The organism is Flagellimonas sp. ABD4_174, from assembly GCF_056160185.1.
The window spans coordinates 980370-1006100 of the sequence record NZ_JBSWWP010000001.1; the positions used below are offsets into that span (position 1 = coordinate 980370).

Sequence of the window (25731 nt, forward strand, 5' to 3'; positions counted from 1 at the left end):
TTAATTGAAATTTAGATTGTATAATAGTTTTAGGTAATATGATCTTCCATTGCCGAACAAACGACTGGGAGTTCCTCCGCTGCCATGTGTGCCGCTCGGGCTGTCGGTTGCGTTTACCCGAACAATGTCGAAGAGGTTTCTTGCACCCAAAGTGAGGCTTAGATTTTTAGTGATATTGGTCCTAGCCGACGCATCCATCCATGTAAAGTCGTCTGTTTGTCCCACAACATTTCCGTTAGTGCTACTCTGTACTATTTGGGTTCTTCCGGTATATTTTAGCTGTGCGGACAGGGTGGTGTTTATGGAGGGTATGGTGTAGCCTAGTGAGGATTGTAGGTTAAAGCTCCATAAATAATCGTTGTTATTGTCCTCGGATGCATCTATTTGTGTGGACTCTCCCATGTAGGTCATGCCCAGTGAAGCTTGCCAACGGTTCATGATCAGTGAGTTTTCTAAAGAGAACCCCAGGATTCTTGAACGATCTACATTATCAAAAGTGAACAGGTTTCGATCCTGTTCGTCCACATCTATAACGGAGGCTATTTTTCCATCAATATCAAAATAGTAAGATTTTAAGGCGGTTTTTAGCATGCCTGTTTCGGACAACCGGAACTTTTCCTCTATGTTCAAGAAAAGGGATATGCCATCTTCGGGATCTAAGTCGGGGTTTCCCTGTACGTTGTGGTTGGAATCTACAAAGTAGAAAAACAGTTCTTCAAAGTTCGGGGCCCGGAAAGCAGAACCGAAAACAGCTTTTATTTTAAATGTATTGCTTATGTCGTAGGTGGAACTCAGGGACCAGATCAGTTTGTTGCCGAATTGGGAGTTGTTCGTAAATCTTGCTCCGGGGAACAAGGAGAACTTATCGGTTAGGTTAAAATCGGCAACTCCAAAAAAATCATAGTTCTCCAAGGTATTCTCGACCACATCGCTCGAGTATTCACCGGTGGCAATGGCGTCGAATCCGGTTTGATGGTTAAACTCGTACCCCAATTGTAGGTTAAAAAAGCTTGATTTTGGAACCAAATTGCTCACAAAGCCCTTGGAATACCAAATTTCACTAGATTGACTCAGGTCGTCGGCGATAATGGATTCGATGCCCTGTTGTAATATATTGTACACGAATTGCTTGTAGTATCTTTTCTGTTTTTGATGGGACAGGGATAGATTATAGATCGTTGGTCCTTTTAACGGTCCTGTGAGGTTAAGGTTATTGATGGTTCTTTGGGTATCAAAATTTTCGTCCAATGCGGTAGGGTTCACCATTCCTGTGTTACTGTCCACTCTCCCGTTTACAAAAGAATTGTACACGGGGACCGATTCGTCATAATACTGGATTTTATAGAAAAGGTTGTGCTTTCCGATACTGGTATTAAAGTTGCCATAGGCGGTAAGCTGTTCTTTTGGGTTCCATTCCATACCGCGTAGGCTATCGTTGACCACCGCGTTGTCTTGGATGTTTACGTAGTTTTGGCCTTGGAAGTCGTTAAAAAAACCGGCATAGTCGTTTCGCGAACCGCCAATCGAAACACTCGTTCTATCGCTGATCTCGTAGCTTACTTTGGCATTTTGTATATGTCTGCCTTTATCGAACAAAGCATATTCGCTGCCTACGCTCTCTTCTTGTGCGGACAGTTGAATCTGCCATTTATGAACACCACCCGGACCTCTTTTGGTTACAATATTGATAACCCCTGCCACGGCATTATCGCCGTATAGAACACCCATGGAGCCTTCCACAATTTCGATGCGCTCCACATCTTCCAGATTTATTTGGGTAATGTCTATATTGTTCCCCATTCCGTTATCACTGGCCATGGGGATACCATCTATCAGTACCTTTACATATTGACCGTCCAGGCCGAACATGCTTATAGTTGAGCGCCCTGTAGATGGGTCTGGGGTAACGTTTATGTTAAGGTTGTAGTTAAGAATGTCGGCCAAATTGTTTCCGGCTACTTTTGCAATATCCTTTTGGTCGATAACACCTACAGCAAACAATTTTTTACTGAGGGACATTACCTTGCTTTCTCCAGTTAGGACAACTTCGTCCAATTTTTGCATGGACATGGAATCTTGTTCCATGGTTTGGGTTTCTTGACTGATGCTGATGTTGGTGCAAAAAATTATAATCGTTAAAAAGAATAGACTATTCTTATTTAGACTCATTATTGATAAATTTGTCGCAAATATATAGTTTATTTGAAATGAATCTAAATAAAAATAAAATTAATTCCAGGAATATTGGGATTTAGGTCGGAAGCGGGAGCAACAATGTGGTCTTATTGGGTAAATAAGAAGGAAGTAGAGGGTGTTTTTATCGGTGCCGTTTTCAAAATGCTATCACCAATATCCTAAAAAGTCTAGATGCTATCAACAAGATGGGCGTACAGTAAACCGGATAAAATGGCCAGGCCAAAGCTCAAAAGCGTACCAATAAGTACGTATTCGGTTAGCTTTCTATTTTTGCCTTTATTGAGATCCCCAAACCTAAATACGGACTTTGCAGCTATCAGTAAGCCGATGGCGGCCCATTGCTGCATCAGTATAAAACCAAAAACAAAAAGACGTTCCAGCATGCCAATATAGGTACCGGCATTTTTTAACGAACCGCCCTCATTTGGATCATCGGTTTTTGCAACTTCATTTATATAAGGTGCCAGGAGCATTCTCATAATAATACCGGATACGAAGGTCACAAATGCCAAAAAAGTAATCAATAGCAATGTCCTTTCATCAAAAAGATATGTGAAATCGATTGGGAACGGATGTGCCCAATACAAGATAATGCCCAAAACCAGCAGATGTAAAAATTGATCTACAACAAAGAGCCATCTGTAGTTTTTGGAATTGGTAAGGGATAATTTTCCCAGATCTATGAGATAATGTGATGCAACAATGATCAATATGGTCCCTATATTTTTAAATTGGAAAAGGAGCAAAAGTACCAATGCATGTATACCAATATGAAAGTAAAGGTATTTGGACCGCCCTTTTTTTTCTAGTTTGTCTTCCACCCAATGTCCTGGCTGTAGTACAAAGTCGCCCATAAAATGGGCAAGAAGTAGTTTAAGGGCAAAAAGCATCATAATTGTGCGAGTTGTGTTCTGTAAAATTGAATCATTTTTTTGACTTCTTCAAATCCTGCTTTTTTTAATTCTTCGCTTATGTTTCCTTGTGATTTGTTTAGTATATGGGCAAGTTCTTTTTGGTTCAACTTTGGGTTCTCCATGGCGTATTTTACCGTTTTGGATATGGCTGGTGTCCAACTATCCATGGTTAGCAGGGCAAGTTCCAGCAAGAGGTTGATCTGCTCGTTTACATTAGAGTTCGGAGTTTGTATGCCCAATCGTTGTTTTTTGAGCTGCTCAAAACATTGGCCGGAGTTTATAAAGGCCGAACCGTTGGATTCTGTAATTTTGGTTGCTTCATGGTTTTTATCTCCCAGGCCTATGGCTATCCGAACATCCATGCGGCGTATTTGTTTTATACATGCCTTAATGTAAATCGCCGCTTCCAGGGCCAACTCGGGAACGGTCTGTAGTTGAAAACTGTCCCCTCGGTATATTTCCCACTCGGCCGGTTCTTTGCCAAATGTGTCCAAAGCTTGTTTTAGCAGTGGAAGCCATGTGCTGGCGTTATGTTCGGAAGAGTTTTTTATGTCTCCGGTAAGTACGGCTATCATGGTTAGTAGTTTTGTTGAATATCTGTAAATTAATAGATAAAATTAAATATCTGTAAAAAAGCAGATAAACAAATATATCTGTAAAAAAGCAGATAAACAAATATTTTTACGTAAGGGACATAACAAAAGAAGCCGCGACCATGGCAGGCGCGGCTCCTTAAAATCAACAAAAAACACTATCCTCTTCTCCCTCTCTCCTCCATTTTTTTCTTGCCGTGCATAGACTTTTTATGTTTCTGCATTTTTTTCCAGGCCTCATACTGTTTTTCATCCAGTATTTTTTTCATTTTTTCTTGAACGGCGATTTGATGATCCAACCGTTCATTTTGCATTTTAAAATGTTCTTCGGATGTTGGTTTTTTCCGTTCACCATTCTCTTTCATCGATTTCATTTGATCCTGTTTGGCTTTCCTCAACTCGGCATTTTCCAAATTAATTTCATATACTTTGTCAAATTGTGCTTTTGTAAGGTCCAAGGCCAAGGTCATCCTTTTCGTGTGTAGAGTGGCCATTTCTTCTGCGCTCAAGTCCATTTTTTGACCTTTGTGCATTCCTTGTCCACCATGTTTTTGAGCGGCCATGCCAACACTGATCAGCATAACCATTATTACTGTTAACCGTTTCATATTACTGTATATTTAAGATTTGTTCCTTGGACAAGGATCCTTGACAAAGGTTTAATCTTTCTACATAGATTATGATGCTTTTAACAGTGGGAACGTTGAAAGGGTAGTTTGATTACCGGAGCTCTTCTTCGAGGTTCTTATTGGTATCATCATCAAAATCCCCGGTGTCCTGGAAATTGGTCTCGGCATATGTTTCTGATGTGATGGGTTCCTGGAATTTATCGTTTTGCTCCACTAGGTAGTAAAGGGTTGAAGCTGCCACGAAACAGATAAAGTAAACTAAGCTCTTTGTCTTGTAGGTCATGATGTTGAGATTTGGGATTACTAAGGTAAGCAAAGACAATTGAAATCTCAGTGATATGTTGTGAAACAATCTTGTTTAGATGTGAACCTTAAAAAAAACAAGGTGTAACCGGTATGAAAACCGATTACACCCTGATAGATGATTCCAAGTTCTATAGGAGGCCCTTATTTGGTAGGTTCCAAGATTAGGTCTATGCGCTCCAAGGCATCTTGTAAATGATAGCGGCTCATGCTATCCGAAATTCTTGCCAAGCCATTTCTAATATCTCTTTTTAAGTTGTTCAGTTCGGCTCGTGCCACGGAACGGATATCGGATTGACTAGTGTTGATTGGTGTAGATTTTCTATAACCTCCAAAGTCTGGCATTTTTCGTTGACTATCGGCGGTCATTAAATACTCCAATCTGTCGATATGGGCTTTTTGAAGATTTCTTCTGTAGGTATCTATGGATTTACCATTACGGGTCTCTGACCAAATTCCCCTGCGAAGGTCTCGCATCATTTCCAACAAGGTGTAGGCTTCGTTGCCGTTTATGGTTTCGTTTTCTATGATTCTTGCCAATTTGCCCAATTGCAACATGGTGTTCATATAACGTTCTTGTACGGAACGGATACGCTCCACGGAACCTGAGTATTGGATTTTGTTAAAAATATTCTGATCTAACAACCATTCGGGAGTTTCAAACAATTGTTCTTGCATAAACTTCATGGCGTTTTTCTGGTGCTCTTTGCTAACATGGGTATAAACGGCACCATCTTGTTCCGCTGTTTTGTAATGTTCGTATACTCCTCCAATATTATTGGCAACATGTCCCATATATCTGCCGTATTGAGAAACTACGTGTCCGTACATAGTTTCCAGATCATCATAGTTTTCACCCGCCTCGGTGGTCCAATCTATTAAGTTGGGTACAATTCGTTTTAAGTTGGCAATGCCGTACAAGCTGGCTTTTATGGCATCATCACCTAAATCCTCGGTTTGTGAACTCGGGTCGTGGACATCGCCCACTTGTTGGTGTCCAAAACGGTACATTGGATCTCCTGCATGCTCTAAGATCCAACTGTTAAGAATTGGTTTTTCTTCTTCGGCAGTTTTGTCCAAAATAGGCTTGTAGCCCCATTTAATGGAATATTTATCATAAACTCCGATATTGGGCATTAGGGCGACTCCTTCATCTCCGGGCTGTGCTACATAATTAAAACGGGCATAGTCCATAATCGATGGTGCGGTGCTATGTTTTTTGGTAAAGCTTGCCGAACGCAAAGAATCCACGGGGTAGGCGGCACTACTGCCCATATTATGTGGTAGTCCTAAAGTATGGCCCACTTCGTGGGAAGATACAAAACGTATCAACCTTCCCATTATTTCTTTGTTGAACTCTGTTTTTTGGGCTTCGGGGTTAATGGCTGCGGTCTGTACAAAGAACCAGCCTCGTAACAAACTCATTACGTTATGGTACCAATTTATGTCCGATTCCAAAATTTCGCCGCTTCGTGGATCACTTACGTGAGGACCATTTGCGTTGGGAATAGGAGAGGCCAAATAGCGTACCACAGAATAGCGTACATCTTCTGGGGACCACTCTGGATCTTCCTCCGGAGATGGAGGGTCTTTGGCAAGAATGGCATTTTTAAAGCCCGCTTCCTCGAAGGCAACTTGCCAATCCTCGATACCTTGTTTAATGTAAGGTATCCATTCTTTGGGAGTAGCTCTATCTATATAATATACAATAGGCTTTTTAGGCTCTACTAATTCTCCTGCTTTGAATATTTCAATATCCTCGTCCTTTACCTCGAGCCTCCAACGATCTAGGTAAGTAAGAGTTTTACTTTCTTGGGCATCCAGTCCGTAATCCACCTGTCCTCTGGCGAACCATCCAACACGTTCGTCAAAATAACGGCGTTTCATCGGTTCTTTAGGCAGCAAGATCATGGAATTGTTTATTTCCAACGAAATTGAACCAAGGCTGGAATTGCTTGGAGGGTTGTTGGAAAGGTACGTTTTTACATGGCGAGCTTCGATGTTCAACGGGTAGCTTTTTATGGATTCGATATAACTTCTATCGTTGTCCATTCGGGTTACCTTGAATCTTTTTCTATATCCATCAGGGAATCCAAGAGCTTTTACATCTTTGGTGAACAAAGGGTCGATTTCGATTACCGTTGATGGGTTCAGGGAATCTTTTTTGTTGATGGCCTGAATGTCAAAAGAGAAAAGGACAGGTTCAAAGTTCGAGTTTACTACTGCTTCGTGGACGGGTAAGGAATCCGCAGCAACATTTTCATAAGAAGCCACTCTTACCAAAACTTTTTTGTCCTTCTTTTCCCAACGTAGCACTTGGGTGTTGATTTTTCCACCGCCAAATCCAATTCCGGTAGCGGTTTTGGAAATTCTGCTTACCATAAGCATTTCCCGGTTAAACAGGGAATCGGGAATTTCGTAATAATGTTTGCCATCTACCGTGTGCACGCTAAATAACCCTGCATCGGTTTTCGCATCTTTGGTGATTACCTTGTCGTAAGGTTTAATGTCACCAGGTTTAGGCTTGTCTTGTTTTTTTTGTTCGGTGTTTTTCTTCTTCTTTTTAAAAAGTTGGGCCTCCGTAGTTTGGATGGTACCCAATACAATGACTGCTAGAAGTAGTCGAGGTAGTAAATATTTGATCATTATAAGTCAGTTTGGATAACTAAAACAACCAAAGAACTTAAAATTCGATCGAATTAACTGTTAAATAAATATTAACAGTCGTTTTTTTAACGCAATGCCCCAACCATTGGGAGTCCTGCGTTTTACTGGTGGTTTGGCTTGTATCGCCCCGTATTGCTGGGCTCAACGGATATCTAAATTTCGTAAAAAAATGCTAAAGACTGTAACGTTTTGGAATTTGGATAGTCTTATAAGCATATCATCAATCATAAAATTCAATCAAAAAATGAACAAGTTATTATTAATTTATGGAAGTGTATTATTAAGTAGTACCGCCATAGCCAACGACCAGCAAAATTTCAGGTCCGTCGAGCTTCAATCCGAGAGCCTGAGCAGTCTAGAGAACAGTTTAACCGTACTTAATATAGGTGCAGAGTTGAACGATTCAACTTCCGAGATGAACGATTATGCATCTTACGAGTTGAATTTGAACGAAATAGTGTATTTGGAAGAAGAGCCTGAAGTTGAATTAGGTTTTGATACCTCCGATTATCTTCCCGAGGGTTTCGATCCATATGTAAGCTATTTTGATTTGAATTCCATTATATACCTCGAAAACAACGTTGAATCAGCATTAGGTTTTGATACCACAAAATATCTACCCGAGAATTTTAATGCTTACACAGAGGTAGTGGATGTACACTCCATTAACTATATGGAAGAGGAGGATATGGAACTTGGTTTTAATACCAAGGATTATTTGCCAGAGGACTTTTCTCCCTACGAAGCTTATGTGGATTTAAAATCGATCCCTTATGTAAAGGATGAAGTAGAACTGCAATTGGGAATTAACAGTGAATATTTGTTGCCCAAGGGTTTTGACCCGTACACTGATGTAATTGCGGTAACATCCATCAACTACATGGAGGAGGAAGAAATAGAGTTGGGTTTTGATACTTCCAAGTATCTCCCCGAAGGTTTTGATCCTTATGTAGGGTCAATGCAGTAAAATGTTCTTCATTTTACAACTTATTTGAGTTAGCTAAAAAAGCCCCTTGACCAAGGGGCTTTTGTTTTGAAGGTAATTTATGTTAAAGAATACTTATAAGTTGTTGGTTAACAAAAATATAACATTGAACTAAGGAAGTGGGAATTGTTAGTGAAATGGATTTATACCTATCGATTTTTCAATAAAAAGTGTAAATCTGTACAATTGCTTTAGGAATTGATGGGGTTTGAACGAGGTACGCAATGTTTTACTGCTTTTTTGGTTCGTTAACAAAATTCTAATTACAATAATTTATCGCAAAAAGAGTTATAACTTTGTACCTAACAAATAGTTACGCACCACTTGTTTAGTGGCGAGTAGCGTTAGTTAAGTTAGTTTCTTACATTTTTTTGAGTTAGTTAGTTTGTAAAAATGCCCTTCCGCCCGGAGGGGCATTTTTAGTTTAGAACAATAGGGGAATTACAAACTGGAACACTAACACCAACAGAAGTACGGCAATAAGATTGAGAATTACCCCCACCCGGGCCATTTGGGGTATTTTAACATAACCACTGGCAAAAACAATGGCATTCGGCGGTGTGGCCATTGGAAGCATAAACGCACAACTACTGGCAATGGTCACCGGAATCAATAAATGGAGCATTGGAATATCAAGACCTATGGCAATCCCTGCGACCACGGGCGCTAAGACTGCGACAAGGGCAACGTTGCTCATAAGCTCCGTCATAAAAAGCATCAGGAAAATTAACAGGGCAGCAGTGAACAAAATACTGATTTCACTTTGTGCAATGCTGCTTGCGACCAAATCCACAATACCGCTTGCGGACATTCCTTGGGCCAGGGCCAGTCCACCACCAAAAAGGATCAAAATACCCCAGGCCAGTTTGGAGGTGTCTTGCCAAGTAATGATAAAATCACCCTTTTTTATGTTGTAGGGAATGGCAAACAATGCTATTGCTGCAAAAATACTGATCATGGTATCCGTGATTCCCAATTGAGGGAAGAGGTTATTGATCAAGGTTCTAAAAATCCATAGAAATACGGTTACACCGAAAATGGTGAGAACCATTTTTTCCTTGCCAGAGGTGGGGCCCAATTTATCCAATTCGGTACGGATAACATCTTTTGATGCATTAAATTTTAGGTCCCTATTGGGAAACATCCATTTAACCAATACCAAATAGCAAATTCCTACCATAATGATCGAAAATGGCAATCCAATGGTCATCCATTTTAAAAAAGATATTTCGGTATTGTACTCGTTTTCCAGTAAACCGATCAGCACAGAATTGGGAGGAGTACCGATTACCGTGGCAATGCCCCCAGCATTCGCCGAAAAGGCGATGCCAAGCATTACGCTCAGTGCGAAATTTTGATCGTTTTTGGTGAAACCGTCGGCATCGTCCACCAATAAATTGATTACCGAAAGCGCAATAGGCAACATAACTACCGTACTTGCAGTATTGCTGATCCACATACTTAAAGATGCTGTGGCGATCATAAAGCCTAAAATGACCTTGTTCGGCGTCGTTCCGGTTAGTCGGATAATGTTCAGGGCGATTCTTCGGTGTAAATTAACTTTCTCCAAAGCCAGGGCCATTACAAACCCCCCAAAGAATAGAAACACGATGGGGCTGCCGTAGTTGGCACCCACCTCCGCAATGGGCAAGATTTTTAAAATGGGCAATAGGAGCAACGGGAGCAATGCTGTAACCGAAATGGATACCGCCTCAGTGATCCACCATATGAGCATCCATACAGCAACAGAAATAACCGGGTCACCTTTTTCCGAAACAATTTCGAAAGGTAATATATTCAAAACCAGAAAGGCTACGGGACCTAAAACCAGGCCTATTTTTTTGCTTAGTTCCATATGGGATTCTAAGCTATGCTTTTTTTGTTAAACTTTAAAAAAATAAAAAAGCCCCAATTGGGGCTTCAAAGAATATGAAATTAAAGAGTAAGAATTCTTTATTTTAAAGCAAGGCTAATTCTCCCAAAAAGGAACCTACCGCCAATACCAAATTGCTGAGCTCTTCTGGACCAGTCAAAACGCCCATCACTTCTGTTATTTCCTCCATCGCTCAAGGTCTCAGCCGCCCTATCGGGATAAATATCCAATAAGTTGTTGGCGCCAACAGTAAAAGTAAGTGCAGGGGTTACCTTATATCCGATGGATAAATCCGTAACTATTTTGGTACTAAACACTTGTTGTCTGTCTATATTTGTAGTAGCCTCTGTAACTTCCCCAAAATATACATTCCTTAAAAACACAATGAATTTGTCAGAAGTTAAGCTGTTGGATAAGTTTATTTTAGTTCTAGGAACGGCCTCTTCCAAGTAAACCCTACTGTCTTCAGGAAAGTAGGTGTCGACCAATCCTGCATTTTCCAAAACTTCTGAGGCATTTATATCTCCCACCTTTCTTGTTTGGGAAAAAGTACCTGCCAAATCGGATTTTAAATTCCAATTACCACCAAACTGGGCCTTGTGCGTAATAACCACATCCAAACCTTTCGACTCGGTATCGATGGCATTGGCAAAGAAAGATGCTGCGGTAGCATTGGCCTGACTTAACAAGTTGTCTAGTTCAGTCCCATTGCCAGGTCCTTGAAATTGTCCAGTATAAACTACCCTGTCATTGATTTTAACAAAATAACCATCTACAGTTACGGTTAGATTTGCATCAGGGATTTTAGCTGTAAGACCTAAACTAACACTGCCAGATGTTTCTTCCTTAAGTTGTGGAATACCCAAAAGCTGTGCAGCCCTACTATCATTGGCAAAAGTACCGACCTCTTGTGGATTTCCGTTCTGGTCAAAAATTGTTGATGTGGAATTAAAATTAATTTGATGCAAGGAAGGCGCTCGGAATCCAGTGTTTGCCGCAGCTCGAACATTTATATTGTCTGAAATTTTGTAACGGGTCGCCAATTTAAAATTGATGGTGGACCCAAAATCACTATAATCCTCAAATCTAGTGGCAAAACTTGCCAAGAATTCTTCGGAAAAATCAGCCTCTACATCAAAGTAACCCGCAATACTACTTCTTCCCCTGGAAAGTTCATTGTTTGGACTAAAGCCCGGAAAAACCTGTGAGCCACCTGGTCTAGCATTTCCAAAGAAATCTCGTGAGGGTTCTTGCGAAGCTAGGGTTATTACTTGGCCTTCTGCCGTATATTGCGAATAGGATGCCTCCTCACCTGCTTCTATGTTATAATTTTCTACTCTATATTCCGCTCCGAAAGCCACGTTCAGACCAGACATTACATCATCGAAAAATTGATTGATATCGAGGTTGGTGGTGTTTTGGCTAAAGGAAAACCCCCCTGCATCAAAAACAGTGGGAGAGGAGCTTTGTAAAGAAGCGTTAAAGGTGTTCCCAATGGTGTATAAGAAAGAGTTTTTTCCGTAGGTATTACTGAAATCCACATTCCAATCACCAATCATACCTTTTATGCCAGCAGATAATGATTTATCTCTGATGGTAGAATTGATTTCAGGTAAAAATCCATTAATGTAGGCCGGTGTAAATGTTCTACTTTGATTTGGAAGTCTATAGAATCCTGCAGAATTCCCTGTTCTGGAGCTAATACCTGCAAAAGAGTACAGTTCAGTACCCTTATTATCCAAGGGCAATGAAAAGTTTGAAAAGAATCTACCGCCTCGCAAGGCAGATTGGCCTACGCGCATATTAAAATCGCTTCTTTCCTGCCCTCTTGCTGCAAGTTCTGCCTCGGTGTTATCTGCAGCTAAAATGGGTTGAAGCTCTTCTTTGGTCGTTGCTCCGTTGAGATTGATATTGGCCTGATTTGCATATTGGATCACATCTGCAACATCATCGTCCAATAAATTGGCCAGATCATAACCATCTTGATTGGCAAAACGTTCCACCGTATTGTAAAGATTAAAGACACTGCCTTCCCATTCTTTCATCCGATTATAATCTTGACGGACATCAAAATCGCCTGAAAATGTGATATATCCGCCATTATTTCCAAGTGGCAGACCATAACTAGCTGCAAAGTTTGTTGTTTCACCATCTATGCCGCCTGTTTGCCCATTTGCATTTTTGGAAAAATTGGCACCACTGGTTACGGTTGCCGTTAATTCATTTACGGTGGTATTCAAAACAATATTGATCACACCGGCAATGGCATCTGAACCGTATTGGGCAGCTGCACCATCCCTTAGCACTTCAATACGCTTTATTGCAGCTGCGGGAATTGCATTTAAATCGGTACCAACACTACCTCGGCCAAATGTGCCATTTACATTAATTAGAGAAGAGGTGTGCCGGCGTTTACCATTGATCAATACCAAAACTTGATCGGGCCCAAGCCCTCTTAAAGATGCTGGGTCTATATGGTCTGTACCATCGGAAATAGTTTGGGTGTTGGATGTAAAGGATGGCGCTACATAATTTAATATTTGATTTAAATTTACCTGCGGCGCCACATTGTTTAGTTCCTTTATGTCTATGACATCTACAGGGACAGTACTTTCTGTAGCTGTCCTATTCGGGTTTCTGGAACCGACCACTACAACATTCTCCAACTCCAATCCTGCTTGTAGGGTTACATTTAAGGTGTTGCTGGTAACTGTGACTTCTTGGGTGTTGAAACCCACATAGGAGAAGACCAAAATATCTCCCGTATCCGCTTCAATAACGTAGTTTCCATCAATGTCGGTGATGACCCCTGTTGTGGTTCCCTTTACTTGGACCGACGCTCCTGGTAGTGGGGCGTTTTGATCATCATAAACGGTTCCTGTTACCTCTTGTGCTCTGGAAATAAAAGATACCAACAGCACGAAAAGGAATGCTAAATTCATTCTTTTCATATAAGTAGATTTTAGTAAGATTATTGGGGTAAGCTGCTGGAAATTTCCTTCCATTTAGGAAGAAAACCGTCGAAAGATAGAACTTTTTTTGAAAAAGAAAACCCCTGAACTTTATTTAAGGTTCAGGGGCTTAGGTTTTATGTAATCAAAAATTCTAGTACTATCCTGTATACTTTACGAGTAGGGCATCTTCCGTTTTTTCTATTTTGATGAGCCCATGCTTGTTCAAACCTTTAGTGCTCTTGTCCCATTTTTTACCGCTTAGCCCTGCTTTTTCCTTAAGGTCGGATAGGGCCATTTGACCTTGTGGCTTAAGAATGTCCAAAATGATTTTTTCCTCTTCGGTAAGCTCTACTTGCTTTTTCTCTGGTCGCATTTGCGGGAAGAACAACACTTCTTGAATGGACGAATTGTTCGTCAACAGCATCACCAAACGGTCTATCCCGATACCGATGCCCGATGTTGGGGGCATTCCGTATTCCAGCGCGCGTAAGAAATCCTGGTCTATGAACATGGCTTCGTCATCTCCTTTTTCGGAAAGTCTAAGCTGATCTTCAAAACGCTCACGTTGATCAATGGGGTCGTTGAGCTCGGAATAGGCATTGGCCAACTCCTTTCCATTTACCATCAACTCAAAACGCTCCGTCAATCGAGGATTGGAACGGTGTTCTTTCGTCAAAGGGCTCATTTCTTTTGGATAATCGATAATAAACGTGGGCTGAATGTAATGGTGTTCACATTTTTCACCAAAAATCTCATCGATCAATTTACCTACGCCCATGGTGTCATCCACTTCAATGCCCAATTTTTTGGCGGTTTCTCGAAGTTCATCTTCGTCCATTCCAGAAACGTCAATTCCCGTATGGATTTTAATGGCCTCCAAAATGGGAACCCTTGGGTAGGGTGCCTTAAATTCTATTTCGTGATCACCCACTGTTACTTTGGAACTGCCAGTTGCATCAATAGCTACTTTTTCCAATAGTTCTTCTGTGGTGTCCATCATCCAATTATAGTCCTTGTAGGCTACGTAGAGTTCCATTACGGTAAACTCCGGGTTATGGGTGCGGTCCATACCTTCGTTGCGGAAATCCTTGGCAAATTCGTAAACGCCGTCAAACCCGCCAACAATCAACCTTTTAAGATAAAGCTCGTTGGCAATGCGCAGGTACAGTGGAATGTTGAGCGCATTGTGGTGCGTTAGGAACGGGCGCGCCGCAGCTCCGCCCGGTATGGGTTGCAATATGGGTGTCTCAACCTCTAAATATCCTTTTTGGTTATAAAACTCACGGATACTGGTGGTTATTTTTGTTCTTTTTATAAAAGTGTCCTTTACGTGTGGGTTCACTACCAAATCCACGTACCGTTGACGATAGCGCAGTTCAGGGTCGTTAAAAGCGTCGTACACTTTACCTTCGTCATCTACCTTTGGTAGCGGCAACGGTCTTAAACTTTTGCTCAATAGCGAAAAGTTCTTCACCATAACGGTTTTTTCGCCCACTTGGGTGGTGAAAAGCTCTCCTTCTATTCCAATAATGTCCCCTATGTCCAGCAATTTTTTGTAGACATCGTTGTACAGGGTTTTGTCATCTCCCGGGCAAATTTCGTCACGGTTAAAATACACTTGAATTCTACCTTCGCTGTCTTGAAGTTCGGCAAACGAAGCTTTACCTTGAATTCTACGCGACATCAATCTACCGGAAATCACTACTTTTTTTCCTTCTTCAAAATCATTCTTAATACTTTTGGAAGTGGCATCAACAGGATATAAAGCTGCGGGGTAGGGGTCTATGCCCATTTCCCTGAGTTTGGTCAATTTTTCCCTTCGAACGATCTCTTGTTCCGATAGTTGCATAATCTCTAAAAAATTTAAAGCGCAAAATTACACTTTTGCGCTTTAAAACCTTGCCTTACCATAACTTAATATGCATAATTGGGCACATAGTTCTTACGGAAAACAATTTGGGAAATGTCTTCTTCCAAAGTTTCCAGTGGACTCTCAACGATTCTATTGACTTCTTTTCCGTTTTTAAAAAAGATGATGGTCGGCACCTTGATTATGTTCAACCCTTTCTCCTCTCCGGTCGGACTGGTCTTGTACAGCCCGTTTCGGTAATCCAACCCAACTATTTCCAATTGTTCCATGGGAAAATTAGCGGCCTTTAAAATTTTGATCAATTTTGGGCTTTCCCGTTTGCTGTCACCGCACCAGGTCCCCAAAAATAGTTTGATGTTGTACCCCTTTAATTCTTTTTGAAAAAGGGATACCAAAGTTTCGTCTACTTTATGGGCGTTGTACCGAGCCTGAAACCAGTTGCCATATGGTTTGGATTGCAAACCATCCAGGTTTATTTGTCCTACTAAAAATTGTTGACCGTTTTTTGTTGTTATTTCCTTGTTGAAGTCTTGTGCCGAAACACAAACAATGCAAAGCATAAGCCATGCGGTTAAAACTTGTTTCATGATTTTACGTGATTTATGGTTTGATGGCCAAATTCACTAAAATCAATGGTTGGACGAATTTTGTTCCGTTGGAAATCGGTACTAGTCCCTGGGTTGAAATTTATTTTTTTTGAACAGAATGGACATTTCGTCCCTGGAGGCAATATCCAGTTTTTTATACAGATTGTTAATGTGGGTCTTAATGGTGCTCACACTTACAAAAAGCTCAGAGGCAATTTCTTTATTGGTTTTGTTTTCCAATATTAGATGGGCTATTTTTTGTTCTTGAGGGGTTAATTTTTCGAGTAGAAGGGAGGCATTGCTCTTTCTTTTTTTGCTAAAGAAAAAAACCACATTTCCCAATACGGATACTGCCAAAAGCGCGATTATGGTCCTATACCATTTGCCGGACTGTGGTTTGCCAAAACTGGCCAACTCCCTGTCCGTGGTTATCTCGGCACGGTATTGCTGGGTAAAGGTCGAGTTGGGATAATCAACGGTTAATCTTTCCGCCAAATCTTGGTAATAGTTGTTGGTAACTAGGTCTTCCAGATAAAATTTGAAGGTCTCATTGCTTTTGTCGGACAGAAAATCGTAAATGTAGAGTTCGCCCAAAGGCTCGTTGGTTTTTTTTCCAAAGTTATGAAGGGCCTTGAACCATTTTTTTAAATTCAAATTAAGGTTGGCCTCGCTGGGATATTCGGCCAAATCGTATGCCATGTGCTCTTTTAGTTCCTCTATTTCCAGAATTAGGCCGGATTTTGGATTTGTAGAGTTTATGGTGCAGAGGGATTGATCTTCAAAAGAAGTTGGAAATTGCAGGGTGTCCTTATTGTTGGCGATAAAAAGAACACTTTTGCTGTTGTTGCACAATCCTAAAAAGTGTTTGCTGCCCAAACTGTCCGAACATCCATCCAAATGGATGCGATATATGCGGTTTTGTCCACTTAGATTATCACCGGAGAAGGAAAAATGCCCCATGGAATCCACTATCCCTTGTTGAACTATTTGGTCCAAATACACTCGAGAAGATTTTCGGTAGTCCTCTACCACGGATAAATAAATGGCATTTCCGGCATTTTCCAGGGCGACCTCTCCAGAAAACTGGTATTGCCCTAAAACAACAGATGAACTCACCATGAAAGTGACAAGGACGAAAAACCGCATATTTGGTAGATTTTTGGTTAAAAATAGTCGTTTTTCTGTAACAGAACAGGCATTTTAACTACCTATAAGTAATCATCAATCAAAAATCAAATCAATGAGTTTCTGGAGAGTTTTATTGGCCATTCTGTTTCCTCCCCTTTCCGTAATCGGGAAAGGATGTGGGTCTATTTTAATTGTTTTTTTACTTACCCTTTGCGGTTGGGTCCCGGGCGTTATCGCGGCTTTGATAATTCTGAACAACACCAATTGATCGTAGCTTATCCAAAAAAGCCTTGTCTTGTTGTGCATATGTGGGGTTAATGGTATTTTTAGCGCGCTTTTGGTAATAGTTAAATCAAAAGTGATAGAACGATAAACAACTAACCATTACATAAACATGAAGAAACTTAAGTACGTTATAATTTCCATTTTGGGCCTTTTGGCATCGTGCAATTTTACCGAGGAACTCCATTTGAACGAAGACGGGTCGGGCAAGTTGTCCATAAAGTTTGATGGTTCAGAAATGATGGATATGGCAGGGGACGAAATGACCAAGGAAAACGAAAAAGCCATAGATTCCATTATTTCGTTCAAAGATTTTTTGGAAGAGCACAAGGATAGTATTGCACAATTGCCTCAAGAGGAACAGGCAAAACTGAAAAAATTGGAGCCATTTAATATGCATATGGTTATGAATCCGGATACCAAAGAGATGAAGTTTGATCTTTTTAGCGATTTTAAGGATGTGAACCAAGTGAACGATGCATTCAATGCTTTCCATAATGCAAGTTCCATCGGGAACAAAACCAATACCCAACAAGGTCCGATACAGCCTGCAGAGCAACCTACCGAGGTAAAGTATACATTCAAAAAGAACAAGTTCAGCCGTACGGCAAAGATTTTGGACCAAGAGCTGTTTCAGCAACAATTGGATAGCATGCAGGGCGGCGAAATGTTTCTTTCGGGGTCTACGTATACCCTAAAGTATCATTTTCCCAGAAAAATAAAATCTACATCAGCAAAAGAAGCAACCTTTAGTCAAGATGGTAAGACCTTGATTTTTGAGGTTAGCTTTTTGGATATGATGAACGACCCCACCATTTTGGATTTGGAGGTGGTATTGGAGAAATAGTTTTCCATAATTGAGCTTCGTATCTTTGTAACATGAACAAGAAAATTGCGCTACAGGATCTGGGGTTTAAAGATTACAAGGAGACTTGGGATTACCAAGAATCCCTTTTTAAGGATATTGTGGATGCCAAAATTCGCAACCGAAGGGAAGATGCGGGTCTTGAAACTCCCAATCATTTTTTGTTTGTGGAACACCCTCACGTATATACACTTGGAAAAAGTGGCGATATCAATAATTTATTGGTGGACGAGAAGGCCCTGGAGGCCAAAGGAGCTACTTTTTATAAAATAAACCGTGGTGGCGATATCACGTATCACGGTCCGGGTCAAGTAGTGGGCTACCCCATTTTGGACCTGGACAATTTTTTTACCGATATACACAAGTACTTACGTTTATTGGAGGAAATGGTAATACTCACCCTGCGAGAATATGGCCTTAAGGCCGAGCGTTCCGAAGGAGAAACAGGGGTATGGCTGGATGTAGGCACCCCTTTTGCCCGTAAAATATGTGCCATGGGCGTGCGTGCCAGTCGTTGGGTAACCATGCACGGTTTTGCCTTGAACGTAAATGCCGATCTAGGTTATTTTGACCTCATGATTCCGTGCGGCATTAAGGATAAGGCCGTGACTTCCCTTAATGTGGAACTGGGCCAAAAAGAAGTGGATATGGAAGAAGTGAAACAAAAACTTCTCAAACACTTTACCACACTTTTTGAGGCGGAATTGATCAGGGAAGAGGCAGGAGTTTAGATTATCCTTTTTTCTCAATTTAGAACAGGCATCCGACCATTTCCACTGGAATTTCAACCGGAAAAATACTAACTTCACTTGTTGTGCCGAACTTGCTTCGGTAAATGGTCGATATTATTAACCTGTACAGAGCGAAGTTCGAAGTACTAAAACGAATCATATCGTAAACGTTAGAGGTAAGCTTGAAAAAAAACAGACGCAACCTGACAACTATAAATGAGTCTAGATGTAAAAGACAACCATGAAAATTTTAACTTATCTACCGAAAATTGTTTTAATAGCAATTGTTGCATTCTGTACAAATGCTTGTGACAAAGATGAGCTTGATACAGCATATGATCTTAAAGGCGACTGGAAAGTAATTTCATTCGAAGATTATGAAAATTCAACGGTTGTTACAAAAACAGAAGAAAATACTTGGAGTCAAATCAATAATGGAGATAATATAGTAAGCTTTATTCCTGAAAACGAGACAAGTGGAACTGTATCGGGACAAAATGTTACTAATACATTTTCTACTAACTATACTATTGACAAAAAAGGAGGGATTTCATTTAGTGGTGGTATCTGGACTAAGATTAATGAACCCGAATGGGGAAAGTTGTTTCATTCCATATCCGAGGCTGAAACTTATGAAATTAAAAACAGACTTTTAATAATCTATACAACGGATAAGAAAAAAAGCATTACTCTTGAAAAGATGGATGAATAATACAACAGCCAACCGCTAACAAATTGCTAATTGCATTGTGGGTGCAGTTGTATACGTTGTTTCTAATCGTTTCTTGACCGTCTTCGTCCTGGGGCGCTGACGCACTTCAAAATCCGCGACTAGAGCTTGCAAGTGGCCAATAAGTGCAACTCCAGCAAACCCTGTCCTAAAAATTCTTACCTTACTACTGTACTAAATAGGTTCTTGTAGCACAAACCAGTGGATGAATATAGATTCTGCTCGTAAGCTTCCTTATTTTCAATAACTAAATTACTATACCATGAAACAATTTATCACAGTAATTGCCCTGATGGGAGTTTTGGCTTCCTGTAAAAACAGCGATGGAAACAAAACAGAGCTAGATGATTCTACCATTACAGAAAATTTAGAGGGTGGTTCAGGTAAAACGGAAACCAACTACGTCCCCATCGACTCCGACGAGGCCTTGGTAGCAGCATCCTTAATGGCAGCCCCGGAAGTAAGCCGAGATGGGTGTACCGTAATAGGGTACAACATGGCCGGCGAGTTTGTAACCTTTAAAGAAGGGAACAACGAGTTTATCGTGCTTGTGGATGACCCTAAAAAATCGGGATTTAATTCGGCCTGCTATCACAAAAGTTTGGAACCTTTTATGGCTCGTGGCCGAGAATTAAGGGCAGAGGGGAAATCAGGACCTGAGATCAATGAAATTCGAGAGGCGGAAGCAAAATCCGGTAAACTGGCCATGGGAACACAGGGTGCTACCTTGCACATTTACTTTGGAGAGAGCGATAGGTACGACCCTGCGACCAATAAGGTCGAAGGTGCACATCACCGTTATGTAGTATATCTGCCGTATGCCACGGCGGCTTCGACCGGGCTTCCAGAAAACCCGATCGGATCTAACCATCCTTGGATAATGAATCCGGGAACACATAGGGCGCACATTATGATCTCACCTCTACACAACAATTGATCAGAACAACATTAGGAATAAAAAAAACCGAGGCAAACGCCTCGGTTTTCTTTTGTAAATAATTATCTCTACTTACTATAGTTTGTCAGGACCATGCTATTGGTCAGTTTTCCACTTTTGTTATACGACTCTTGTTTTACCATGCCCACGCCTTCTGAGAACCACGTGCGTGAGGGCAAGGTTTGGTTGGTCATCATCATTTTGGTCTTGGTCTCGCTGTAGATCACGTAGCAGTCAAACGTGCCGGCAGGTGTGGTCAAACTTTCAAGCTTTTCCACCTTTCGGTTAACGGTTTCCACATTGGTGTTCATATTAATGGCTCCGCCCATTTTCATTTTAATCGAAATATTGGCGTCTGGTAATTCTTGGCCTACCGAAAGACTGTTGGGCAGTTCTATATCGGTTCCGGAAATATCCATTTCAACATCTCCCATTTGACTTAGCATTTGTTCGTTCATCAGGGATTTAAAATCAATTTTAACTATGTCGCCATCGCAAACTATATCATAATCAGAGGTATAGACCTTGCCCTTTTTGTCCACTATTTCCATTTCCATTGTGGCGCTAATGTTGTTGCCACTGCCTTGTACATTGGTGACTGTATAATTAAACTTGCCGTCCTCTTTTCCTTTTTTGTTATAATTGGTGTATTGTAGTTTAGCACCATCGACCATGGGATAGTAAGTGCTGCAAGTGTTCTGTGCATGTACAATGGCTATGGCGAACGTGGCAATAAATAGTGTGGTAAATAAACGTTTCATTTTCTACGGAGATATTATTTTTTAATGAATTCAACTCTTCGGTTCTGTGCTTTGCCTTGTGCGGAACTGTTGTCGGCAACAGGTTCCGATTCTCCTTTTCCATCGGAGGTCAAGCGGTCCGGAGATATTCCATAAACCGATACTAAAGCATTTTTTACGGCCTCTGCCCGATTTTTGGAAAGTGCCATATTGCTTTCGTCGGTACCATCGGAATCGGTATGGCCAACTATGTTGAGGCTGATGGAGGAATCCTGGTTCAACACTTGGGAAATCTGCCTTATAATTCCCATGGATTGCGGAAGTATTTCTGCGGAGCCAGAATTGAACAGAATACCATTGGTGGAAATTTTTCCTTCGGACATTAGTTTTCTTCTCAAATCAACACCGCCTTCGGCAACCTTGAGATTACTGATCAATACTTGCTCTTGATTGTTCTGGGTATCTATTCCGTTTACGTGTAGCTTTAGATGGTTTATTTTTTCTGGGTCCACTATAAATTGAGGTAGATCAACGATCTTGTTCTGGTTGATCCATAAGCGGTATCGGTTTTTATTTACGGCAATGGAGACATGGGCCACATCTTGAAATACCTCCCGCAAGTCCTGTTGCATGGTATTTTGGATAGGGGACGGGTCGTTGCTAAAATTATTGTCCACCTTAACGCCAATGGGAATATATTGGCAAAAAGAGAGACTGGACAATGCATTGTTTTCGTTTGTGGTCAGGTTGGCGGTCTCCGACAAATAAATGCGCATTACCGCTTGGGAACTTGTGTTCTTGGTTAGGTTTACCGCTCTTATATCGAATTCGATGGTGAAATCTTCTGGCAGGTCGGTTCCTAAGTTGGGTACGGTAAGACTTCTATTGGCTATGGCGTACCATTTACCGGGCATATTGCCCAGGGTCACCACTTCGCCGGAACCGTTGGTGTTCCATTTAGATGGAAAATCTCCAATGAAATCATCATTAAAATCATCAAAGAACAATGGTTTGTCTCCCGGGACAAAATCGAACTTACTATAAACTTGGATGGTCTGGGGTTCGGCCTTTACCGGCCCCGAGGTGTTGGAATTTTCATTGGTGCCACCAGGAATGTTTCCGGTTTCTGGATTGTTGCCTGGGGATTGTTTTCCGCCAGTGCCCGGTTCCAGAATACTGTCCAGGACTTGGTCTGTTTTTTTTGAAGTTTCTCTATCTACCCGATTTTCAACGGTACGTTCGGCTGCCCGTTCGGCTTTTTTGGCCAATTTTTTAAAAAATTGGGCTTCTGCACTGGCAGCCATCAACAGTGTAATTGACAAACAGTAGAGTAGTTTGCTGGAGGTTTTCATTTTTACTAGTGTTTTTTTAGTTTGTGATATAGCAATACCGTACAAACTACTAAAATGAAAACTACACTATGATCAAATATGTGTATTTCGTTTAAACTATTGTATAGGTAGCAGTTACGAGATCTTGTTAATTGATTTGGTACACGATCAACGAGTTGTCCTGGTCCTTGGCGACCAGCTCCAGTTTTTTGTCATTGTCCATATCCGAGAGGTCGATCAGGGAGCTGCCATAAACCGGAAAGTTTGGTATGGGCTTGGCCTGACTATCAAATAAATAGATCTGTTGGTTTTGGATGTCCGTTACAGCAACATAGATTTTATCGTAGATATAGAATATTTTTGGCTTGGAATAAACTCCTAGTTCCAATTCAACTTTTTTTCCTTTAATGCTTAGGATATTGTCGTCCATAAATACCAAAGTATTGCTCGTGGCATAATAACCGTGGTCCGCGTTTAAGTTAAAATTGGTGGCCACTAGTTTTCCATTTGTGTCTATTTGGTGCAAAACCCCGGCTTTGTTCGTTACCGAGAACTTATTTTTATAAAGGAACACTTCATTGTTGGAAAAATCTATTTTCTCGGTCACCTTTATACGGTCGCTGCCAACACGATGCAGTATTCTTAGGGTATTGTTATCCTGTTTAAATACCAAATAATCCTTGTTGCCCACTCTAAAATGTTTGGGAGCCCCAAGGATGTTGCTTGGAGCTTCCTTAAACGTGAAACCGTTTACAATTTTTCCTTGGTTGTTGTACATAAATACTTTTTTGCCCTGTGTGACCACAAAGCGGTAATTACGGCTGCCATCGTAATCAAAAACGGCAAGTGGGTTTAGATTACCTCCATCAAAATCAATGTTAAAAGGTGCTACTTCGTCCCCATTGCGATCTATGATCAAAAATTTATCGTTGGTGCAAAAGGCCAATTGTAGTTTTCCGTTTTTGTAGATATCAACCTGTTGGATGTCACCTTGTATCCTTCCGTCCAATTGTTTGGTCCAGAGAATTTTTCCGTCGGTGGAAATTAGATAGAGAACATTGTTCTGATCTTGCACTACAACTTCTTGTTTTTTGGTCCGGTGGTTTTTCACGAATTGTGGGTCAGTGGCCAAATCGGTGTTCAGTTCCAATGTAAATAGGGGCGATACGGTATTTTGTTCTTGTCTTTTGGCAATTTTGGACACAAGAATATTAAAATGCCCAAAGCCATTGTCCATTACCATTTGTGAGGCAAAAACTTGATCCTTAAAATCGCTGTCTTTGATGTCGGAAACCATTTCAGTGGAAAGTTCTCGCTCTGCAAGTAAATTGATACCTGTTTCATCCGAAACAAACAGGATGCTGGATTCATTTGCCAAAGAAGCCTTTGCGGTGAGATAGCCTTGATCTTTATCCAATGAGGATGAACTTTTGTAGCTACTGACTATGGTTTGTAATGCTTCCTTGTTTTCGGAAAAAATAAAGCTATTATCAAGTAATGTGCAAAAATTGGATTCAAAATTTTGTACAAGCGGCGTAAAACTCTGCTCCACCCATCTTTTTTCTTGAAGCTCCAATATCTCGTTGCCTTGGTAGGTTTGTGAAGCTGTTTTCCTTTGATCAAGATAATCGTATAGACTTTCTGTGCCGAAAGATTTTAACAGTACAACCTTTTGGTTGTTCAAATAGATCACACCGACTTCCTCTATGGTGTTAAAAAGGGAGTCCACTTTTCTGACCCTATCCAAATAGTTGTTTTGATTTTTAGCGAATACCTGATAATCGTCAAAAGTATACGATACAATGGCCTGGGTATTAATTGGTGCATATGTCGGCGTTTTGTTGGAAAGGGGAGAGGTGCCCTTGAACAAATTGACGAAGCTTTTTATGGAATCTGGTGCCATGGCCACTCCGTTTAGATTGACTTCGTCCGAATTGGCGGTAAAATCCAACGATATCCATGAAGAAAACGGATTGGCGATTTCATTGTTCTCTTTTACCGGTAGCAGGGCGGCATTGCTGGCCGGATTTATAAACAGAGTAGCTGATTTGTTTTTGGAACTGGCCTGGTACAATTTCTCCAAAACTGGGTCTACCAAAGTGTTGTGGCCAAGCCGAACAATGTTCTCCAAAAGCATCATGGAGGAACTCATCAAAATCTCCTTGTTTTTATTGAGGCTAAAAACCTCCAGTCCATCCAGGTTGTATTTTGTAATGTTGGCACCCTCATAGCTCAAGGTTTCAACCGTTTTGTTCGCAACGCTATCTACATTGAACAGTCCGGATTCATTTTTTGTGGCCAGTACGTAATCAAAATTGTCCTTGCCTATTTCATAAAGCGCAAGTATACAGGTCTGTTCTGTATTGAGGTGATCCAGTCCTTTTACCCTTGCCATTATTTCTTGTAAGCCGGAAAACCGCTCTACCGATTGTAGCGATGCGTTGTTCTTTAGCTCACTTTTAAAATTGGTGAGATTGGATATTTTGATAACAAGGGAAGGATCGGGCGGTAAATGTTCCAATAAAGAATCTTTGGTCTTTACTTCTTTTGTGCAGGATAGTAGGATTAAGGGGAGCAAACAAAAAAGTACCTTTGGTCTCATTCTTGAAGTTTGACACAAAGTTAGCGTTTTTAAATATCCAGTGTCAACTGATCGGGAAGTTGTCTAAAGCTTTTTCGATGGTATTTTGTTAGGCCATGTTTTAGAATGGCCTCCCTGTGTTCTTTTGTAGGGTAACCTTTGTTTTTTTTCCAATTGTACATGGGGAACTCTTCATGGATCTTGGCCATGTACTCATCTCGGTAGGTTTTTGCCAAAACAGAGGCGGCTGCAATGCTCATGTATTTTCCATCACCTTTTACGATGCATTCGTGTTCAATATTTGGATAAGGTTTAAATCGGTTTCCATCCACTATAATAAAGGAAGGGCGTGGCTCTAGTTTGTCTATGGCCCTGTGCATTGCCAAAAAGGAAGCGTTTAAAATGTTTATTTCGTCGATTTCTTCCTGAAAAACATGGCAAACGGAATAAGAGACGGCTTCTTTTTCCAAAATAGGCCTTAACCTAGCTCGTTTGTTTTCAGAAAGCTGTTTCGAGTCGTTTAGGATGTTGTTGGAAAATTTGGGCGGTAGAATTATCGCTGCAGCGGTTACGGGGCCAGCGAGGCAGCCTCTTCCGGCTTCGTCGGTGCCGGTTTCAACAACGGATCGGTAACACAACTTTAACATAAATTATCAAAATTTAACAGTGTCGCTATCAAGAAATACATTTTAATTAAAGAAAAGTTAAAAAAATTCTTACATATCACATATATAGGGATTTGTGTTGCTAATAATATGTTAAAATTATCAAAAATGTTGATTATTGTTGGCTTTGTCGGTTCTGGGCAAAGGTGTTAATTTTTTTGAATATTAAC

21 protein-coding genes are annotated in these 25731 nt (G+C 40.8%); 6 read left to right on the top strand and 15 right to left on the bottom strand.

Going from position 1 to position 25731, the window contains the following annotated elements; genetic code table 11:
- The 6 genes from ACXAFK_RS04250 to ACXAFK_RS04275 all read right to left on the bottom strand — a co-directional run bounded on the left by ACXAFK_RS04250 (nt 1) and on the right by ACXAFK_RS04275 (nt 7281).
- Nucleotides 1-2169, bottom strand: coding sequence for a TonB-dependent receptor plug domain-containing protein (locus ACXAFK_RS04250; protein WP_474956918.1), 2169 nt, complete (start codon nt 2167-2169; stop codon nt 1-3).
- Nucleotides 2170-2363: 194 nt separating this feature from the next.
- A complete protein-coding gene (locus ACXAFK_RS04255; RefSeq protein WP_474956919.1) occupies nt 2364-3089 on the bottom strand; it encodes a DUF3307 domain-containing protein in 726 nt (241 codons plus the stop codon).
- Nucleotides 3086-3685, bottom strand: a complete 600-nt coding sequence (locus ACXAFK_RS04260) for a transcriptional regulator (protein WP_474956920.1) — start codon at nt 3683-3685, stop codon at nt 3086-3088. The genes ACXAFK_RS04255 and ACXAFK_RS04260 overlap by 4 nt, the downstream gene beginning before the upstream one ends.
- Nucleotides 3686-3861: 176 nt before the next feature.
- Complete coding sequence (locus tag ACXAFK_RS04265) at nt 3862-4311, bottom strand: hypothetical protein (protein WP_293293725.1); 450 nt, start codon at nt 4309-4311, stop codon at nt 3862-3864.
- A 112-nt stretch (nt 4312-4423) separates the two neighbouring features.
- On the bottom strand, nt 4424-4615 hold the full coding sequence (locus ACXAFK_RS04270; protein WP_474956921.1) for a hypothetical protein: 192 nt from the start codon (nt 4613-4615) through the stop codon (nt 4424-4426).
- A gap of 164 nt (nt 4616-4779) precedes the next feature.
- Complete coding sequence (locus tag ACXAFK_RS04275; protein WP_474956922.1) at nt 4780-7281, bottom strand: zinc-dependent metalloprotease; 2502 nt, start codon at nt 7279-7281, stop codon at nt 4780-4782.
- Between the two features lie 265 nt (nt 7282-7546).
- Here ACXAFK_RS04275 and ACXAFK_RS04280 point away from each other — a divergent pair, with 265 nt between their 5' ends.
- Nucleotides 7547-8269, top strand: coding sequence for a hypothetical protein (locus ACXAFK_RS04280; RefSeq protein WP_293293731.1), 723 nt, complete (start codon nt 7547-7549; stop codon nt 8267-8269).
- 442 nt (nt 8270-8711) lie between these two features.
- On the opposite strand, the gene ACXAFK_RS04285 is transcribed toward ACXAFK_RS04280, so the two are convergent.
- From ACXAFK_RS04285 to ACXAFK_RS04305, 5 genes are all read right to left on the bottom strand, one after another.
- Nucleotides 8712-10142 (bottom strand): SLC13 family permease, encoded by a 1431-nt coding sequence (locus ACXAFK_RS04285; protein ID WP_252080604.1) that lies wholly within the window; start codon nt 10140-10142, stop codon nt 8712-8714.
- Nucleotides 10143-10240: 98 nt separating this feature from the next.
- Entirely contained in the window at nt 10241-13111 is a 2871-nt protein-coding gene (locus ACXAFK_RS04290; protein ID WP_474956923.1) for a TonB-dependent receptor, read from the bottom strand.
- 160 nt (nt 13112-13271) lie between these two features.
- The gene (lysS, locus tag ACXAFK_RS04295; protein ID WP_474956924.1) at nt 13272-14963 is read right to left on the bottom strand and encodes a lysine--tRNA ligase; all 1692 of its coding nucleotides are present in this window, start codon (nt 14961-14963) and stop codon (nt 13272-13274) included.
- Nucleotides 14964-15028: 65 nt separating this feature from the next.
- On the bottom strand, nt 15029-15571 hold the full coding sequence (locus ACXAFK_RS04300) for a thioredoxin family protein (RefSeq protein ID WP_474956925.1): 543 nt from the start codon (nt 15569-15571) through the stop codon (nt 15029-15031).
- 81 nt (nt 15572-15652) lie between these two features.
- Nucleotides 15653-16717, bottom strand: a complete 1065-nt coding sequence (locus ACXAFK_RS04305; RefSeq protein WP_474956926.1) for a response regulator transcription factor — start codon at nt 16715-16717, stop codon at nt 15653-15655.
- A 94-nt stretch (nt 16718-16811) separates the two neighbouring features.
- On the opposite strand from ACXAFK_RS04305, the gene ACXAFK_RS04310 reads away from it, so the two are divergent.
- From ACXAFK_RS04310 to ACXAFK_RS04330, 5 genes are all read left to right on the top strand, one after another.
- The gene (locus ACXAFK_RS04310) at nt 16812-16967 is read left to right on the top strand and encodes a YqaE/Pmp3 family membrane protein (protein ID WP_224837819.1); all 156 of its coding nucleotides are present in this window, start codon (nt 16812-16814) and stop codon (nt 16965-16967) included.
- 126 nt (nt 16968-17093) lie between these two features.
- Nucleotides 17094-17828 carry a hypothetical protein gene (locus ACXAFK_RS04315; RefSeq protein ID WP_474956927.1) on the top strand — a complete coding sequence of 245 codons (735 nt, stop codon included), beginning with the start codon at nt 17094-17096 and terminating at the stop codon, nt 17826-17828.
- 32 nt (nt 17829-17860) lie between these two features.
- The gene (gene lipB / locus ACXAFK_RS04320; protein ID WP_474956928.1) at nt 17861-18577 is read left to right on the top strand and encodes a lipoyl(octanoyl) transferase LipB; all 717 of its coding nucleotides are present in this window, start codon (nt 17861-17863) and stop codon (nt 18575-18577) included.
- A gap of 241 nt (nt 18578-18818) precedes the next feature.
- Nucleotides 18819-19289: a hypothetical protein gene (locus ACXAFK_RS04325; RefSeq protein WP_474956929.1), complete on the top strand. Its 471-nt coding sequence runs from the start codon at nt 18819-18821 to the stop codon at nt 19287-19289.
- Between the two features lie 280 nt (nt 19290-19569).
- Nucleotides 19570-20244, top strand: coding sequence for a hypothetical protein (locus ACXAFK_RS04330; protein ID WP_474956930.1), 675 nt, complete (start codon nt 19570-19572; stop codon nt 20242-20244).
- A gap of 68 nt (nt 20245-20312) precedes the next feature.
- Here ACXAFK_RS04330 and ACXAFK_RS04335 read toward each other — a convergent pair whose 3' ends face one another.
- From ACXAFK_RS04335 to ACXAFK_RS04350, 4 genes are all read right to left on the bottom strand, one after another.
- On the bottom strand, nt 20313-21005 hold the full coding sequence (locus ACXAFK_RS04335; protein WP_474956931.1) for a TapB family protein: 693 nt from the start codon (nt 21003-21005) through the stop codon (nt 20313-20315).
- Nucleotides 21006-21019: 14 nt separating this feature from the next.
- On the bottom strand, nt 21020-22336 hold the full coding sequence (locus ACXAFK_RS04340; RefSeq protein ID WP_474956932.1) for an OmpA family protein: 1317 nt from the start codon (nt 22334-22336) through the stop codon (nt 21020-21022).
- A 127-nt stretch (nt 22337-22463) separates the two neighbouring features.
- Nucleotides 22464-24917 carry a ribonuclease HII gene (locus ACXAFK_RS04345; protein ID WP_474956933.1) on the bottom strand — a complete coding sequence of 818 codons (2454 nt, stop codon included), beginning with the start codon at nt 24915-24917 and terminating at the stop codon, nt 22464-22466.
- 29 nt (nt 24918-24946) lie between these two features.
- A complete protein-coding gene (locus ACXAFK_RS04350; protein ID WP_252080591.1) occupies nt 24947-25543 on the bottom strand; it encodes a ribonuclease HII in 597 nt (198 codons plus the stop codon).
- Nucleotides 25544-25731: the final 188 nt, after the last annotated feature.